Here is a 16,286-nt window from a genome sequence, read left to right as displayed (position 1 = left end):
GGGAGTTTCCTGGCGCGTCAGCCGCGGGTGGCGGCCCAGCACTCCAGGATGGCCGATGCGGCGGCGGCCACGTCGTCCGCGGTGGTGGCCGCGTCGGACACTGACAGCCGCATCGCGTGGGTGCCGTGCCACACCGTGCCGCTTGCCCACGTGGTGCCCTCTGCCTGGACGGCGGCGACGACGGCATCGGTCGCCGCGTGGGTGCCGAACGACACGAGCACCTGGTTGAGGGTGACGGGCGCGAGCAGCGTGGCGCCGCCCTCGGTCAGCAGGCGGGCGAGGAGTGCGGCGTGCATGCAGGAGGCCTCGACGAGAGCGGCGAGCCCCTCGCGGCCGTGTGACGCGAGCATTGCCCACGCCTCGACTCCGCGGGCCCGCTGGGAGATCTGAATTCCCCTGCCGCGCAACGCCGCGGGGTCGGACGGGAGGTAGGCGGCGTCCGTGCGCATGGCGCGCGCGAGGTCGGCGGGGTCGCGCACCACGACGATTCCCGAGTCGTAGGGGAGGTTAAGCCACTTGTGGCCGTCGGTGGCCCAGGAGTCGGCGCCCTCCACTCCCGCCACGCGGGAGCGCAGCGCGGGAGATGCCGCCGCCCACAGCCCGAACGCGCCGTCCACGTGCACCCAGCCGCCGCGCTCGCGGACGCCGGGGATGACCGCGGCGAACGGGTCGCTCGCCCCGGTGTCAACGTTGCCTGCCTGCAGCACCACGAGGGTGAGGTCGTCGGTGTCGGCGGGGAAGCAAGAGGCGTCGATCGCGCCGGACGCGTCGGTGGGCACGCGCTCGATCTGCACGGCCCCGAACCCCGCCAGCCGCAGCGCCTTCACCGCCGACACGTGCGCCTCGTCCCCGATGACGACGCGCAGCGCTGGCGCCCCCGCGAGGCCCTGTTCTCCCACGTCCCAGCCGCGGCGCGCCAGCAGCGCGTCGCGGGCGGCGATGATGCCGGTGAGGTTGGCGACCGTCGCGCCGCCGTTGAACGACGCCGCCGCGGTGGACGGCAGCCCGAGCGCCTCGACCACCCACGCACAGGCCACCCGATCGAGGGCCTCGGCGACGGGGGAGAACGCGCCGGGGTTCTGGTCCCACGCCCCCGCCAGGATGGCGGCCGCCGCCGCGGCGGGGTCGGTGCCGCCCGTCACGAAGCCGAAGTGCCTGCCGTGTCCCGTGACGACCGTCGCGGGGGAGCCGAACGCGTCGAGCTCGGCGAGCACCTCGCGCGCCGGGCGAGGCGAGTCCGGCAGGGGGTGACCGAACGCGCCGAGGCCCGCCACAGCATCGGCCGTGGGGGCGACGCCGCGTGAGCCGGCCCCCGCGACGTAGGCGCCGGCACGCCGCGCTGCCTCGGTGATGAGGCCGATGCGCTCGCGGGTGCGGGCGAGCGTGGCCGGGTGGGTGTGGGCCCTGTCGAGCGGGGTGAGCGCGGTCATGGGACGAGCCTCGCGCCCACTGGCACCTCCTGGACAGGGCCACTGGCACCGCGACTGGCCCTTGTCGCGGGGGTCCAGTTGGGGCTTGGATGGCACCATGCGCACCACCGCCGAGCAGCTCCGCGACGTCCTCGACCACTGGCAGTCGGGCACCGGCCCGCTGTATCAGCAGCTCGCCGACGCGATCGTCTCGCTCGCGGAGGCGGGCTCGCTCGAGCACGGCACGCGGCTGCCGTCCGAACGCGCGCTCGCGACAAGCCTTCACCTGTCCCGCAACACCGTCACCGCCGCGTACCAGCGGCTCCGCGATGACGAGTGGCTCGACGTGCGTCCCGGTGCGGCGCCGCGCCTGGGCTCGCGGGCCCGCGGGCTCGACGGCATGAGCCATCAGGACAGGTTCTCGAAGATCCTTCCCGGCGTGCAAGTGCCGCTCGTGGGCCTGTCGTCCGCGTGCCCCGGACCCGCGCCGGTGGTGACCGAGGCCTTCTCCGACCCCGGCCTCATGCTCGACGGAGTGCCCACGCCCGGCACGGGTTATGCGGCGCTCGGCGACCCCGACCTCGTGGCGGCGATCGTCGAGCGGCTGCGCCTGCAGGGGATCCCCGCGCGGCCCGAGGAGGTCGTCGTCACCTCCGGCGGTCAGCAGGCGCTGTGGCTCGCGGTAACGGGAGTCGCCGGCGCCGGAGGCCCCGTCGCGATGGAGGCGGTGACGTATCCGGGGGTGTTCGATGCCGTCGCCTCGGCAGGTGCGCGCACCCTCGCGCTGCCGTTCGGCCCCGACGGGCTCGACGTCGCCTCCTCGCTGAAGCTGCTGCGCGCCGGGCGCCCGAGCGCCGCGTACGTCACGACGTTCCACAACCCCACGGGCACTGCCATGAGCGAGGACGACGCGCGCCTGCTTGCCGAGACGGCCGCCGCGTGCGGCACCACGGTGATCGACGACCGCATCACGGGCGAGCTCGCGCTCACCGGCGCCCCCTCGCGGCCCCTCGCGACGCTCGGCACCGGCGCCTCGGTGGTGACCATCGGCGGGCTGTCGAAGATCTTCTGGGGTGGCATGCGCATCGGCTGGCTCCACGCCAACGCGACCCTCGCCGCCCAGCTGCGCCAGCGCAAGGCGGCGATGGACCTGGGCAGCCCCGCCTTCCTGCAGCGGCTCGCGCGCGTGTTCCTCGAGGAGCACTACGACGCGACCTTGGAGTGGCGCATCGGCGCGATGCGGGAGTCGCTCGAGGCGACCGTCGACGCGCTGCGCGAGTTCGCGCCCGACTGGGAGTACCGGATGCCGGACGGCGGGCCCTGCCTGTGGGTGCGGGTGCCTGGCGCGAACGCCGACCGTTTCGCGGCGCGGGCGGCCGATGCCGGGGTCCCCGTCGCCCCCGGCTCCGCCTTCGAGGTGGTGCCGGGGGGCGGGGCCTCGCGCTTCAGGCTGCCGTTCTACCTGTCGCCGGAGGAGATGCGGCTGGGCGTGAAGACCCTCGCGCAGCACGCCGCGTGACCGGCTGCGCCCACCCGCGACGCGTCAGCCGGCCGCGGTGAGCTCGACCGACGCGATGCGGGCGGCGGGAGATAGGGCGCCGTGCGCGGTGATGACCTCGTCAGCGCCGAGCGCCGAGCCGAACTCCTCGAGCCAGGCGCGCGTCTCGGCGCCCGTGCCGACGGCGGTGCAGCGCATCATGTCGGCGAGCTGGGAGCCCTGCGGCGAGGCGAGGTAGGCGTCGATCTCGGCGTCCGAGTAGGTGGGGGCCGAGGGCGTGCGCTGCATCATCATGCGCACGCGCGAGCGGCGAGCGGCAGCGAACTGCTCGGCGGCCTCGTCGGTGGTGGCGGCGGCGAACACGTTGGCCCCCACGATCGCGTAGGGCTCGGCAAGCTGCTCCGACGGCTGGAACTCGCCCCGGTACACGGCGAGCGCCTGCTCGAGCGCGGCGGGCGCAAAGTGGGACGCGAACGCGTACGGAAGCCCCAGCTGCGCCGCGAGCCTGGCGCCGAACAGCGACGAGCCGAGGATGTACAGCGGCACGTGGGAGCCCTTGCCGGGGGTGGCCTCCACGCCGTGGATGCGGGAGTCGTCGCCGAGGAACGCCTGCAGCTCGAGGACGTCCTGGGGGAACGCGTCGGAAGCGGACGGCTCGCGCCGAAGCGCCACCAGCATGGCGCGGTCGCCGCCGGGGGCGCGGCCCAGGCCGAGGTCGATGCGCCCCGGGTGGAGGGCGGCGAGGGTGCCGAACTGCTCGGCGATGGTCAACGGCGAGTGGTTGGGGAGCATGACGCCGCCGGCCCCGAGGTGGATGGTCTCGGTGTGGGCGGCCACGTGAGCGATGAGCACCGAGGTGGCCGACGACGCGATGGTCGGCATGTTGTGGTGCTCGGCGTACCAGACGCGCTCATACCCGGAGCGCTCGGCGGTGCGGGCCAGGTCGACGGAGTGGGCGAGTGCCTGCGAGGCGGTCTCGTGCGCGGCGATGGGGGCGAGGTCAAGGACGGAGAGTCGAACGGTCACGACTGACCAACGTACCCGCGCCCGGGATCATGCCCGGCGGCGCAGGCGAATGCTCAGGACAGGACGGCGAGGACCGCGTGGCTGCCCGCGATCAGCAGGATGCCCGCCGCGATGCCGGTGCCCGCCAGGGCCGCGCCGATCGCCGCGCCGCGCGACAGCGGCTCCGCTTCCACGCGCGCCGTGGTGGTGGGGGCGTGCTCAATAGGCGTGGTGGCAGGCATGGGGTCTCCTCGGGTCCGGGGTTCCCTCCACGCTACGTCGCGGTTCGCGGCCGACCCTGGGCCTCAGGTCCCGGCCGTACCAGGAGAAAGGGCCGGGTTCCGTACGGAACCCGGCCCCTGCATCGGCCACTCAGACGGCTCAGCGCGAGTGCTTGACCATCCACGCCTCGATGGCGTCGGGGTCGCGCGGCAGGGCCGACGAGAGGTTCTCGACGCCCTCCTCGGTCACCAGCACGTCGTCCTCGATGCGCACGCCGATGCCGCGCAACTCGGCGGGCACCGCGAGGTCGTCGGCCTTGAAGTACAGGCCGGGCTCGATGGTGAACACCATGCCGGGCTCCAGCGGGCCGTCCATGTACGTGTCGCGCTTGGCGGCGGCGCAGTCGTGGACGTCGAGTCCCAGGTGGTGCGACGTCGAGTGCACCATCCAGCGGCGGAACAGCTTGGACTCCTCCGCCTCGGCCTCGGGCACGATTCCCCACTCGGTAAGGCGGGCCTCGATGACGTCCATCGCTGCCTCGTGCACGTCGCGCAGCGTCGCGCCGGGACGGGCGACGGCGAAGGCGGCGTCGGCGGCCTCGAGGACCACGTCGTAGACCTTGCGCTGGGCGGGGGAGTACTCGCCGTTGATGGGCATGGTGCGGGTGATGTCGGCCGTGTACAGCGACTCGACCTCCACGCCGGCGTCCAGCAGCAGCAGGTCGCCAGAGCGAACCTGGCCGTGGTTGGTGATCCAGTGCAGCGTGGTGGCGTGGTCGCCGGCGGCGGCGATGGTCTCGTAGCCCACCGCGTTGCCCTCCTCGCGCGCGTGGCCGTCGAAGGTGGCCTCGATGACGCGCTCGCCGCGCTTGTGCTCGACCGCGCGAGGGAGCTCTCCCACCACGCGCTCGAAGCCCGCGATCGTCGCGTCCACGGCGTCGCGCAGCTGCTGCACCTCCCACTCGTCCTTCACCAGGCGCATCTGGTGAAGGGCCGCGCGGACCTTCTTCTTGGGGTGCTTGGCGAGGTCGATGCCGCCGGGAAGGTCGGCCAGCGGCGCCGTCGCGATGCCGGTCAGCGCCGCGAACTCCTCGAGGCCGGGGCGGCGGCCGATCCAGAACTCTCCGGTGCGCGGGTCGGTGTAGAAGCCGTCGTCGTCCTTGCCGGCCGGGGGCTCGAGGAACAGGGTCGCCTCGTGGCCGTCCGCCGTGGGCTCCATGACGAGCACTGCGCCGGGCTCGCGGTCCGTGCCGAGGCCCGTGAGGTACGCGAAGTCGCGGTCGGGGGAGAAGCGGTAGTCGGTGTCGTTCGAGCGCACCTTGAGGTCGCCGGCGGGGGCGACGATGCGCTTGCCGGGGAACTGAGCCGACAGTCGCGCGCGGCGCTCGGCGGCGAAGGGCGCTGACGCGGCAGCGGTGGTCTCCAGGTCCTCGGGCTCGGCCCACTGGGAGCCGATCCAGGCCTTGAATTCGTCGTTGTCGGGGCGCAGGGCGCGCGCCTTGTTGGTCTTGTCGGTGGTCTCGTCGCTCACCCGCCTATCGTCGCACGGCGGGTGCGGGACCAGCGTCCGCCCTCGGGGCGCCGCCGTAGGCTGGCGGGATGCGTATCGATCTGCACACCCACTCGACCGTCTCGGACGGCACGGGGACGCCCGCGCAGGTGATGCGGGAGGCGGCGGAGGCCGGCCTCGATGTGGTGGCCCTCACGGATCACGACTCGATCCTGGGATGGGAGGAGGCCTCCGCCGAGGCCGATGCCGTGGGCGTCCGGTTTGTGCCAGGCATCGAGGTGTCCTGCAAGCACCGGGGGATCTCCATCCACCTGCTCAGCTACTGGCACGACCGCGCCGATGCCGACGTGCGCGACATGCTCGCGCTCACCCGCGAGGCGCGCGTGCACCGTGCCAGGGCCATCGTCGACGTGCTGGCGGCGGACTTCCCCCTGACCTGGGGTGCGGTCGCCGATCGCGCCGGCGCCGCGACGGTGGGGCGGCCCCATATCGCCGATGCGCTTGTCGACCTGGGAGTCGTCCCCACCAGGGACGCGGCCTTCGACCGCATCCTCGCTCCCGGGTCTCGGTATTACGTTCCCCACTTTGCGCCCGAGGTCACGGCGGCCGTCGCGACAATGCGCCGCGCCGGCGGCGTCACCGTCTTCGCCCACCCCGGCGCGACAGCGCGGGGACGGGTGGTGGGCGATGCGGTGGTCGCCGAGATGGCGCACGCGGGCCTCGTGGGGGTCGAGGTGGACCACCGCGACCACGACGACGCGCAGCGCGGCAGGCTCGGCGCGCTCGCGGACGGGCTGGGGCTCGTGCGCACCGGTGCGAGCGACTATCACGGCACGGGCAAGCGCAACCGGTTGGGGGAGAACCTCACCAGCCCGGCGGCCTTCGCCGCGCTCGAAGCGGCGCGACAGCGGTAGGCGCCGGCGGCATCGGCCGCCTCCCGGAAACGACAGCGGGTGGCATCTCGTCGCCGAGATGCCACCCGCTGCCTTCACGCGTGAGGTGAGGGCCTACGACTCCTGAGCCGGAGCCGCCTGACCCGCGCCGCCCTGGCCGCCGGAGCGGCGACGACGACGGTTGCGGTTGCGACGCGGCTTGGCCTCGCCGTCCGCCGCCGCGCCTTCGGCGCGGGGCTGACGCTCGCCGGAGCCGCCCTCGGACGAGCCCTGGCCCGAGCCGCCGGAGCGACGACGGTTGCCGCCCTGGCCGCCGCGTCCACCGTCGCGGCCGCCACGGCCACCGGAGCGCTCGCCGCGGCCGCCGTCGCGACCCCCGCGCCCGCCGCCGGACGGCTTCTTGCCGGTCTCGCCAAGGTCCTCGAGAGCCTCTCCCTCGAGCCCCTCGAGCGTGCGCTTGTCGCGCGGGAGGCGGCCCTTGGTGCCCTCGGGGATCTCGAGGTCGGTGTACAGGTGCGCGGACGACGAGTAGGTCTCGACGGGCTCAGGGAACCCGAGGTCGAGCGCCTTGTTGATGAGCGACCAGCGGGGGACGTCGTCCCAGTCGACGAACGTGATGGCGGTACCGGTCTTGCCCGCGCGGCCCGTGCGGCCAATGCGGTGCAGGTACGTCTTCTCGTCCTCGGGGCACTGGTAGTTGACCACGTGGGTGACGTCCTCGACGTCGATGCCGCGCGCCGCGACGTCGGTCGCGACGAGCACGTCGATCTTCGAGTGGCGGAACGCGCGCAGCGCCTGCTCGCGGGCTCCCTGGCCCAGGTCGCCGTGGATGGCGCCGGCGGCGAAGCCGCGGTCGCGCAGCTCATCCGAGACCTTCGCGGCGGTGCGCTTGGTGCGCGCGAACACGACGGTGCGGCCACGGCCGTTGGCCTGCAGGATGCGGGCGAGGACCTCGATCTTGTCCAGCGCGTGGGCGCGGTAGACGACCTGCTTGATGGCCTTGACGGTGGCGCCATCGTCATCAGGGTCCGCGGCGCGGATGTGGGTGGGCTGCGTCATGTAGCGGCGCGCGAGGGCGACGACCGCGCCCGGCATGGTGGCCGAGAACAGCATGGTGTGGCGCGAGGCGGGAGTGGCGGCGAGCAGGCGCTCGACGTCGGGGAGGAAGCCGAGGTCGAGCATCTCGTCGGCCTCGTCGAGCACCACTGTCTTGATGAAGCGCAGGTCGAGGTGGCCCTGGTTGAGCAGGTCGATCATGCGGCCGGGGGTGCCGACCACCACCTCGGCGCCGCGCTGGAGCGCCTCGATCTGGGGCTCGTAGGCGCGGCCACCGTAGATCTGGACGATGCGCGTCGAGCGCTTCTTCGAGGCGGTCTCGAGGTCGCCCGCCACCTGGACGGCGAGCTCACGCGTGGGGGCGACGATCAGCGCCTGCGGCTTGCCGGGCTCCGCGAGGTCGTCCCAGCCGGGCTCGCCGGGGGAGACGGTCCGGTGCAGGGCGGGGACGCCGAAGCCGAGCGTCTTGCCCGTACCGGTCTTGGCCTGGCCGATGATGTCGTGGCCACCGAGCGCGACGGGAAGCGTCATCGCCTGGATCGGGAAGGGCGCGACGATGCCGGAGTCGGACAGCGCCTCGACGATCAGGGGGTTGACGGCGAAGTCGGCGAAGGTCTGGTCGGGGGTATGCACGCTGGCATGCGTGTCTGTCATGTGTTCCTCAATCGGGAGTGCGTGCGCGAGGGGTCGCGCGGAATCGGCGGGCAGCCGATCGCGAACCATCCAACGCATACGGCCTTCGCTGTCTGCAGCGGCGCCGCGCTTCACATGACGACCGGTCAGCCCCGGGTCGCGCCCCAGTCTACGCGTACGCCCCCGAACGGGCCAGGACCCTCTCGGAGGCCGATGCGGTGGCCGGTTTAGGCGTCGAAGGGCGAGGGGCGCGGGTCGAGGGCCTGGAGCGCGATCGCCTCGATCGCGAACGCGCTCGTGGCGGCCAGCTCCACCTGGGTGGGGTCGAGCAGCCACTGCACCTGCAGGCCGTCCATGACGGCGAGCACCGACGTGGCGGCGCGCTCGACGTGAGCGGGGTCGTCGACGCCGCGCTCGGCGCACATGGCGCGGAACGCCTCCGCCACCTCGCCGCGCAGCACGCGGTAGCGGTCCTCGAAGTATTCGCGGCCGGGGTTGGAGTCGGTGACGGACTCCGCGGACAGCACCGCGTAGGCCTGGACGATGCCGGGGCGCTCCTCGTTGGCGAAGGCGGTGCGGATGAGGTGGCGGAACAACTCCGTGCCGCCGGGGATGTGCTGTCCCTCGATTCCCTCGACGTCGGACTCGTCGCGGTAGCGCAGCACCTCGACCAGCAGCCGGTCCTTGGAGCCAAAGTGGTGAAGGATCCCCGCGTGGGTCATCCCCACCTGCTCGGCGATCTCGGCGAGGGGCCCGTTGTTGTAGCCCTTCGCGCCGAAGATCTCGAGGGCGGCGGCGAGGATCTCCCGGCGCCGTGCGGCCGTCTCCGGTCGCGGGGGGAGCTGTCGTCTGGTGGTCGCCATCGTGGTCCTCGTCGCGGTGGTCCTTGGGTGCGCGGCGGGTGCCGCGTGCCACAGGGGCCGAGTCTAGGGCGGCGCCGCGCGGAGGGGCCCCGCGTTGCGCCCAGGTCACGAAACGGTATCGATGCCCGTCCCGGTGTTGCTACTTACTGACTGCATTGTAAGTTACTGCTCATCGAGACCGCCAGGTCCCGTTCCCCGACGACGAGGAGCCACCCGTGACGACGACGTCCGAGCCCACGAGCGCCACGCTCGAGGGCTGCCGCGCGCTAGCCGAGCGCCTGCCGCTCGAGCGCAAGGTCGAGCTGCTGACCGGCGCGACGATGTGGCGCCTGATCGCCCTCCCCGAGCTCGGCATGCGGTCCCTGACCTTCTCCGACGGCCCCGTTGGCGTGCGCGGGCTCGGCGAGACCGAGGGCGAGACGTCGATCCTGCTGCCCACACCATCGGGCATCGCCGCCGCCTGGGACCTCGACCTCGCCCGCGAGGTGGGGGAGGCCTTCGCGCAGGAGGCCAGGGCGCACGGCGTCGACGTGGTGCTCGCGCCGCAGGTCAACATCCAGCGCACCCCGGTGGGAGGGCGCCACTTCGAATGCTTCTCCGAGGACCCCTGGCTGACCGCCGACATCGGCGCGGCGCTCGTGGGCGGCATCCAGGGCAGCGGCGTCGCGGCGTGCATGAAGCACTACGTGGCGAACGACTCGGAGACCGAGCGCACGTCGATGGTGTCCCGCGTGGGCGCGCAGGCGCTGCGCGAGGTGTACCTCGCCCCCTTCGCCGCGGCGATCGAGGCCGGGGTGTGGTCGCTGATGGCCGCCTACAACGGCGTCGACGACGGCGTGGAGACCTCGCCCATGACCGAGCACCGGCACCTCAACGTGGACGTCGTCAAGGGCGAGCTCGGCTTCGACGGCGTGCTGGTGTCCGACTGGGAGGCCACGCGCCGCGCCGTCGAGGCGGCGACCGGCGGCCTCGACCTCGTGATGCCGGGGCCGGGGGGCCCGTGGGCCGAGGGGCTCCTCGCCGCGGTGCGCGGGGGTCGGGTGGCCGAGGCCGAGGTCGACGACAAGGTGGCGCGCATCCTGCTGCTCGGTCGCCGCGTGGGAGCCTTCGACGAGGCTCCGCGCCCCATCGTCGAGCGCGACCTCGCGGGCCTCGCTCGCCGCGCCGCGGCCGCCGGGACCGTGGTGCTGCGCGCCCCCGAGTCTGGCGCCCCGTGGGACCGCCCCGCCCCCTCCACCATCGCCCTCATCGGTGCCAACGCCGAGCGCCCCCACGTCCTCGGCGGCGGCTCCTCGACCGTCCACCCCGAGCACGTCGTCACCCCTCACGAGGGCCTCGCGGCGCGCTGGCCGGAGGCGAGCATCGTCTCCGAGCGCGGCGGCGACCCGCGCGAGTTCTCCCCGCGGCTCGACCTCGACCGTGTCCCGGCGGGCCTCGCCGCGGCGTGGCTTGATCCCGACGGCGTCACGGTCCGCGAGGACGTCATGAGCGCCTACGACGGCTGGGCGCGCGACATCCCCGAGACGGCCGTCGAGGTGGTGCTGACCGCCGAGGTCGTGCTGACCGAGCCCGGCGTCCACCGCCTCTCCGTGGGCACGGTGGGCATCCACCAGACCACCATCGACGGAGCCGTGGCCTCCACTGGCACGCGCCGCGTGGGCGTGGACTGCGTGCTCGACTCGTCCGTCAACACCCCCGTCGGGGTGCCCGTCGAGGTAAGCGTCGACGCCGCGCGCTCCGTCGTCGTCTCGAGCCGCCATCAGGTGATCGACGCCGCCGGCTACGGCCGCATGGTGCGTGCCGAGATCCGCCACGCCCTCCCGCGCCGCAGCGACGAGCAGGAGATCGCCGATGCGGTGGCCGCCGCCCGAGCCGCCGACCTCGCCGTCGTGGTGGTCGGCACCAACGAGGAGTGCGAGTCAGAGGGATGGGACCGCGTCACGCTGGCCCTCCCCGGCCGCCAGGACGAGCTGGTGAGCCGCGTGCTGGCGGAGGTGCCCGACGCCGTGATCGTCGTCAACGCCGGCGCTCCGGTGCTGTTGCCGTGGCTCGACGAGGCAAGCACGGTGCTGTGGGCCTGGTTCCCCGGCCAGGAGGCGGGTCACGCGCTCGCCGACGTCCTCGCCGGCGCCGCCGAGCCCGCCGGGCGCCTGCCCTGGACGCTTCCCGCGAGCGAGGCCGACGTCCCCGTCCCCCACGCGGTGCCGGTCGCCGGGATCGTCGACTACGCCGACGGCGTGCACGTGGGGTACCGCGGCTGGGAGCGGTCGGGCGCCGCGCCCGCCGCGCCCTTCGGTCACGGCATGGGCTGGACCCGGTGGGAGCACACGACGGGTGAGGCACGCGTCACTGCCGCGGGTGTCGAGGTCGACGTCACGGTGCGCAACGTGGGCGACAGGGCAGGGCGCGAGGTGGTCCAGGCCTACGTCGAGGCCCCCGCGAGCGAGCACGACCGTCCGGTGCGCTGGCTCGGCGGTCACGCCGCCGCCACCGTCGCGCCGGGCGACGAGGCGAGCGTCACGGTGCGGATCCCGCGCCGGGCGCTCGAGACATGGGATGTGCGGCAGGACGCATGGGTCCTGCCGAAGGGCGACTACCGCCTGCACACGGGACGGTCGGTGCGAGATATCCGAGGGGTGGTCTGCGTACCCCTCGGCGAGGCGCCCTGACCCGACCACGAGGTTCAGCCAGCACGACTCACCGCCGGTGAGTCACCCACCCACGGCATCGGCCCCGCCGGTCCGTTCTTCAAGGAGGAAGACATGAGGATGAGGAAGTCCTCGATCGTGGCGCTCAGCATGGCCACCGCGCTGACGCTCACCGCGTGCAGCGGCAATGACAACCCCGAGACCGACCCGAGCACGAGCGGGTCGAACGGCGGCGACGCCACCGCGACCCAGGGCACGGCGGCGCTCACCATCGCCAAGCCCGACGGCGCGATCACCACGGAGTCCAACAACCCCTGGATCGGCGACTCGTCGGCCCTCAAGCTGGGCTACATCAACGCGCTGTACGAGCCCCTCGCGATCGTCAACCTGGTGGACCCCACGGCGGACGTGGAGCCGTGGCTGGCCGACACCATCGAGTGGTCCGACGACTACACCCAGCTCACGCTGACCGCCAAGGACGGCGTGACCTGGTCCGACGGCGAGCCCTTCACCGTCGAGGACATCGCCTTCACGTTCCAGCTGTTCATCGACCACCCGGAGCTCGACGCCGCCGCCATCGGCCTGGACTCGGTGGCCGTCGACGGTGATGCCGTCACGCTGACGTTCCAGGCGCCGATGTACGTGAAGCAGGACAAGGTGCTGCACAAGCTCATCGTGCCGAAGCACATCTGGGAGGGCGTCGCCGACCCCACCGCGGAGACCAACATGGACCCCGTCGGCACCGGCCCGTACACGCTCACCCAGTTCACGTCGCAGTCGGTGCAGCTCGACGCTCGCGACGACTACTGGGGCGGCGAGCTTGCCGTGCCGACCCTGTTCTACGTGTCGTACAACGACAACACCGCGCTCACGACGGCGCTCGCGAACGGCGATGCCGACTGGGCGCAGGCGTTCATCCCCAACGTCCAGTCCGCGTACCTCGACAAGGACGAGAACAACGTCTACTGGGCTCCCGCGGGACTCGGCATCGACACCATGTTCGTCAACACGACCACGGCGCCGTTCGACGACGTCGCCTTCCGCCAGGCCGTCAACATGGTGGTGGACCGCACCCAGCACCAGGCGATCGCCCGCGAGGGTGGCGTGCCGGAGCTGACCTCGGTCACCGGCCTTCCGACCCCCGCCGGTGACCCGTTCATCAACGACGAATACCAGGGCGTGAACTACACGGTCGACGTCGACGGCGCCAAGGCCGTCCTCGAGGACGCCGGCTACACCTGGGAGGGCGAGACCCTCATGAACCCCGACGGCGAGGCTGTCACGTTCACCATCCAGGTGCCGCAGGGCTGGAACGACTACGTCACCGGCATCTCGCTCATCGCTGACGAGGTCGCGGCGCTCGGCGTCGAGGCCACCGTGGCCACGCCCGACGTCGACACCTGGTGGGCCGACCGCTCCAACGGTGACTTCCAGGCGGTCCTCAACTGGACCGACACGGGAGCGACGCCGTACGACATCTACAGCAACATCATGGATGGCCGCTGGCTGATGCCGATCGGGGAGGCCGCGAACTACAACTTCGGCCGCTACGACAACCCCGAGGCGACCGAGGCTCTCAACGCCTACGCCACGGCCACCGACGACGACTCTCGCGCCGCCGCCCTTGAGACGGTCCAGCAGATCTTCGTCGAGGACGTGCCCGCGATCCCCGTGGGTACCCGCCCCTTCATCAGCGAGTTCAACACCCGCAACTACGTGGGATGGCCGTCGGACGAGGACCCCTACGTCAACGCCGACCCCACCCAGCCCACCACCGTCAAGATCCTCACGAGCCTGACGCCCGCGAGCTGACAGACGCCCGATGCGGTGGGGCCGGGGATGGCACCCGGCCCCACCGCCCGCTTCACACTGGGAGACCCGAGTGACCCCCGACCCCCTGCTCACCATCGAGCGGTTCAGCGTCGTGTACGACGTGGAGCCGCCCGTCGAGGCCGTCCGTGACGTGTCGCTCGAGCTCGCCCGCGGCGAGATCCTCGGCCTCGCGGGCGAGTCCGGCTGCGGCAAGACCACCCTCGCCTACGGCGTCCAGCGGCTGTTGAAGCCGCCCGCTGTCATCACCTCGGGTTCCGTCGTCTTCCACGACGCCGACGGCGACGACGTCGAGGTCAACGCCCTCGACGAGGATCAGATGAGGGCCTTCCGCTGGGACAAGGTCTCGATGGTCTTCCAGGGCGCCATGAACGCGCTCAACCCCGTCCTCGCCATCGGCCGCCAGCTCGACGACGTGTTCACCACGCATCGGCCAGGAATGTCGAAGGCGGAGCGGCGCGACGAGTGCGGCCGACTGCTCGACGTGGTCGGCGTCGGGCGCGACAGGTTGCGCTCGTACCCCCACGAGCTCTCTGGCGGCATGCGTCAGCGCGTCATGATCGCGATGGCCATGGCGCTGCGCCCGCAACTGATGATCATGGACGAGCCCACGACCGCGCTCGACGTGCTGGTCCAGCGGGAGATCCTGCAGCAGATCAGCGCGCTACGTCACGAGCTGGGCTTCTCCGTCATCTTCATCACCCATGACCTCCCGCTGCTGCTGGAGATCTCCGACCGCATCGCCGTCATGAAGGACGGGCAGATTGTCGAGATCGGCGCGGCGGAGAGCCTGTACCGCGACCCCCAGCACGCCTATACCAAGCGCCTACTCGGCTCCTTCCCGAGCCTCACCGGCGAGCGCGGCGACTTTGTGCGCGGCGCCGAGGCCCCAGCATCGGCCACTCCCGAGGAGGACGCCTCATGACCACCCTGGAGTTCAAGGGCGTCACCAAGCGCTATCACGTGCGCGGCTCGGGCGACATGCTCGCGCTGGACGACGTGAGCTTCACCCTCACGTCCGGCCAGACCATCGCCCTCGTGGGCCAGTCCGGCTCGGGAAAATCGACCATCGCGAAGATCCTCACCCAGCTCGAGCGCGCGACCAGCGGCGAGGTGCTGCTGGACGGCCAGCCCATCCCGCACCGCGGCCCCGGCCTGCGCCGCTACCGCCAGCGCGTGAGGATGGTCTTCCAGGACCCCTTCGCATCGCTGAATCCGTATCACACCATCCGTCACCACCTCGCGCGTCCCCTCGCGCTCGACAAGGTGGTGCCCAAGGACAAGATCGAGGACGAGGTGCGGTCGCTGCTGACGCGCGTGCGGCTCGATGCAGACGCCACTATCGACCGGCGCCCCCACGAACTCTCGGGAGGCCAGCGCCAGCGCGTCGCCATCGCGCGTGCTCTCGCGTCGCGTCCCGAGCTGCTCATCGCGGACGAGCCGGTGTCGATGCTCGACGTGTCGATCCGTTTGGGGGTGCTCAACCTGCTTGCCGACCTGCAGCGCGAGTCGAACCTCGGCGTCCTCTACATCACCCACGACCTCGCCACCGCGCGGCACTTCTCCGACGAGATCATGGTGCTTCACCACGGCGTCGTGGTGGAGCGCGGCCCTGCCGACGACGTGATCCTGAACCCCCAACACGAGTACACGAGGGCGCTGCGCGACGCGTCGCCCGACCCCGACAAGCACTTCGCCGGCCCCGCCGGCGAGGCGACCACGAGGAGCGATGCGTCGTGAGATTCCTCCTGCGCCGCCTGGCGTTCTACCTGTTCACCGCCTGGGCGGCGATCACCATCAACTTCTTCCTTCCGCGCATGCTGAAGGGCGACCCCGTCACCGCCTACCTGCAGAAGAACCAGGGAAAGGTCAGCCCCGAGGCGATCGACTCGCTGCGCACGCTGTTCGGACTCGACTCCGACGCGTCGCTGTGGCAGCAGTACGTCGACTACTGGGGTCAGCTCCTGCGCGGCGACCTGGGGGTGTCCTTCTCCAACGGCCTCGCGCCGGTGTCAGAGGTCATCGCGTCGGCCATCCCGTGGACGGTGGGGCTCGTGGGGCTCGCCACCATTATCAGCTTCCTGCTGGGGACGACGCTGGGTTCCATCGTGGGCTGGCGGCGCGGCTCCCGCGCCGACTACGTGGTGCCGTTCGCCACCTTCTTCTCGACGGTGCCGTACTTCTGGATGGCGCTCGTGGTGATCGCGCTGTTCTCGACCACGCTCGGCTGGCTGCCCGCCTCGCACGCCTACGACAAGGGCTCGGTGCCCGCCTGGTCGTGGGACTTCATCGGCGAGGTCATCGCCCACGGCACCCTGCCGGCGCTGACCATCATCGTGTCCTCGCTCGGCGGCTGGATCCTCGGCATGCGCAACATGATGGTGACGGTCCTCGACGAGGACTACGTCACCGTCGCCCAGGCCAAGGGCCTGCGCCAGCGCCGCGTCCTCACCCAGTACGCCTCGCGCAACGCCGTCCTTCCGCAGCTGCAGTCCTTCGCTCTGTCGCTGGGCTTCATCGTGGGCGGCACGCTCGTCATGGAGATGGTGTTCTCCTATCCGGGCCTCGGCAAGCTCCTGCTCGACGCGACGAATGCGAAGGACTACCCGCTCATGCAGGGCCTGTTCCTCGTGATCACCCTGGCGGTGCTCGTCGCGAACATCCTCGCGGACGTCGCCTACGCCGTCCTCGATCCCCGCACCCGGCAGATGGAGTCCTGA

Annotated in this window: 13 protein-coding genes; 7 read left to right on the top strand and 6 right to left on the bottom strand. The window is 72.1% G+C overall.

What is annotated here, in order from left to right; translation table 11 throughout:
- Positions 1-17 precede the first annotated feature (17 nt).
- Positions 18-1,430: a pyridoxal-dependent decarboxylase gene (locus B7K26_RS02975; RefSeq protein ID WP_159449591.1), complete on the bottom strand. Its 1,413-nt coding sequence runs from the start codon at positions 1,428-1,430 to the stop codon at positions 18-20.
- A gap of 97 nt (positions 1,431-1,527) precedes the next feature.
- Between B7K26_RS02975 and B7K26_RS02970 the strand changes: the two genes are divergently transcribed.
- Entirely contained in the window at positions 1,528-2,928 is a 1,401-nt protein-coding gene (locus tag B7K26_RS02970; RefSeq protein WP_159449590.1) for a PLP-dependent aminotransferase family protein, read from the top strand.
- Between the two features lie 24 nt (positions 2,929-2,952).
- Here B7K26_RS02970 and B7K26_RS02965 read toward each other — a convergent pair whose 3' ends face one another.
- The 3 genes from B7K26_RS02965 to B7K26_RS02960 form a co-directional block, all read right to left on the bottom strand.
- Complete coding sequence (locus B7K26_RS02965; RefSeq protein WP_084077170.1) at positions 2,953-3,933, bottom strand: LLM class flavin-dependent oxidoreductase; 981 nt, start codon at positions 3,931-3,933, stop codon at positions 2,953-2,955.
- A gap of 53 nt (positions 3,934-3,986) precedes the next feature.
- Complete coding sequence (locus B7K26_RS12920) at positions 3,987-4,154, bottom strand: hypothetical protein (RefSeq protein ID WP_159449589.1); 168 nt, start codon at positions 4,152-4,154, stop codon at positions 3,987-3,989.
- Between the two features lie 139 nt (positions 4,155-4,293).
- The gene (locus tag B7K26_RS02960; RefSeq protein ID WP_234998669.1) at positions 4,294-5,664 is read right to left on the bottom strand and encodes an aminopeptidase P family protein; all 1,371 of its coding nucleotides are present in this window, start codon (positions 5,662-5,664) and stop codon (positions 4,294-4,296) included.
- A gap of 68 nt (positions 5,665-5,732) precedes the next feature.
- Here B7K26_RS02960 and B7K26_RS02955 point away from each other — a divergent pair, with 68 nt between their 5' ends.
- On the top strand, positions 5,733-6,557 hold the full coding sequence (locus tag B7K26_RS02955; RefSeq protein WP_084077168.1) for a PHP domain-containing protein: 825 nt from the start codon (positions 5,733-5,735) through the stop codon (positions 6,555-6,557).
- A gap of 93 nt (positions 6,558-6,650) precedes the next feature.
- Here B7K26_RS02955 and B7K26_RS02950 read toward each other — a convergent pair whose 3' ends face one another.
- Both B7K26_RS02950 and B7K26_RS02945 read right to left on the bottom strand, forming a co-directional pair.
- Positions 6,651-8,246 carry a DEAD/DEAH box helicase gene (locus B7K26_RS02950; RefSeq protein ID WP_234998668.1) on the bottom strand — a complete coding sequence of 532 codons (1,596 nt, stop codon included), beginning with the start codon at positions 8,244-8,246 and terminating at the stop codon, positions 6,651-6,653.
- A 206-nt stretch (positions 8,247-8,452) separates the two neighbouring features.
- Complete coding sequence (locus B7K26_RS02945; protein ID WP_084077167.1) at positions 8,453-9,088, bottom strand: TetR/AcrR family transcriptional regulator; 636 nt, start codon at positions 9,086-9,088, stop codon at positions 8,453-8,455.
- 215 nt (positions 9,089-9,303) lie between these two features.
- Between B7K26_RS02945 and B7K26_RS02940 the strand changes: the two genes are divergently transcribed.
- The 5 genes from B7K26_RS02940 to B7K26_RS02920 all read left to right on the top strand — a co-directional run bounded on the left by B7K26_RS02940 (position 9,304) and on the right by B7K26_RS02920 (position 16,286).
- Positions 9,304-11,757, top strand: coding sequence for a glycoside hydrolase family 3 protein (locus tag B7K26_RS02940; protein WP_200810933.1), 2,454 nt, complete (start codon positions 9,304-9,306; stop codon positions 11,755-11,757).
- 93 nt (positions 11,758-11,850) lie between these two features.
- Entirely contained in the window at positions 11,851-13,548 is a 1,698-nt protein-coding gene (locus B7K26_RS02935) for an ABC transporter substrate-binding protein (RefSeq protein ID WP_084077166.1), read from the top strand.
- A gap of 70 nt (positions 13,549-13,618) precedes the next feature.
- Positions 13,619-14,491 (top strand): ABC transporter ATP-binding protein, encoded by an 873-nt coding sequence (locus B7K26_RS02930; RefSeq protein WP_234998667.1) that lies wholly within the window; start codon positions 13,619-13,621, stop codon positions 14,489-14,491.
- Positions 14,488-15,306 (top strand): ABC transporter ATP-binding protein, encoded by an 819-nt coding sequence (locus B7K26_RS02925; protein ID WP_084077164.1) that lies wholly within the window; start codon positions 14,488-14,490, stop codon positions 15,304-15,306. Before B7K26_RS02930 ends, B7K26_RS02925 begins: the two co-directional genes overlap by 4 nt.
- A complete protein-coding gene (locus tag B7K26_RS02920) occupies positions 15,303-16,286 on the top strand; it encodes an ABC transporter permease (RefSeq protein WP_234998666.1) in 984 nt (327 codons plus the stop codon). The genes B7K26_RS02925 and B7K26_RS02920 overlap by 4 nt, the downstream gene beginning before the upstream one ends.

The sequence above is a fragment of the Demequina sp. NBRC 110057 genome (assembly GCF_002090175.1).
In the GTDB taxonomy this organism is placed as follows: domain Bacteria; phylum Actinomycetota; class Actinomycetes; order Actinomycetales; family Demequinaceae; genus Demequina.
The sequence above is the reverse complement of the archived record's forward strand: the minus strand, read 5'-3'. Positions and strand labels throughout refer to the sequence as shown.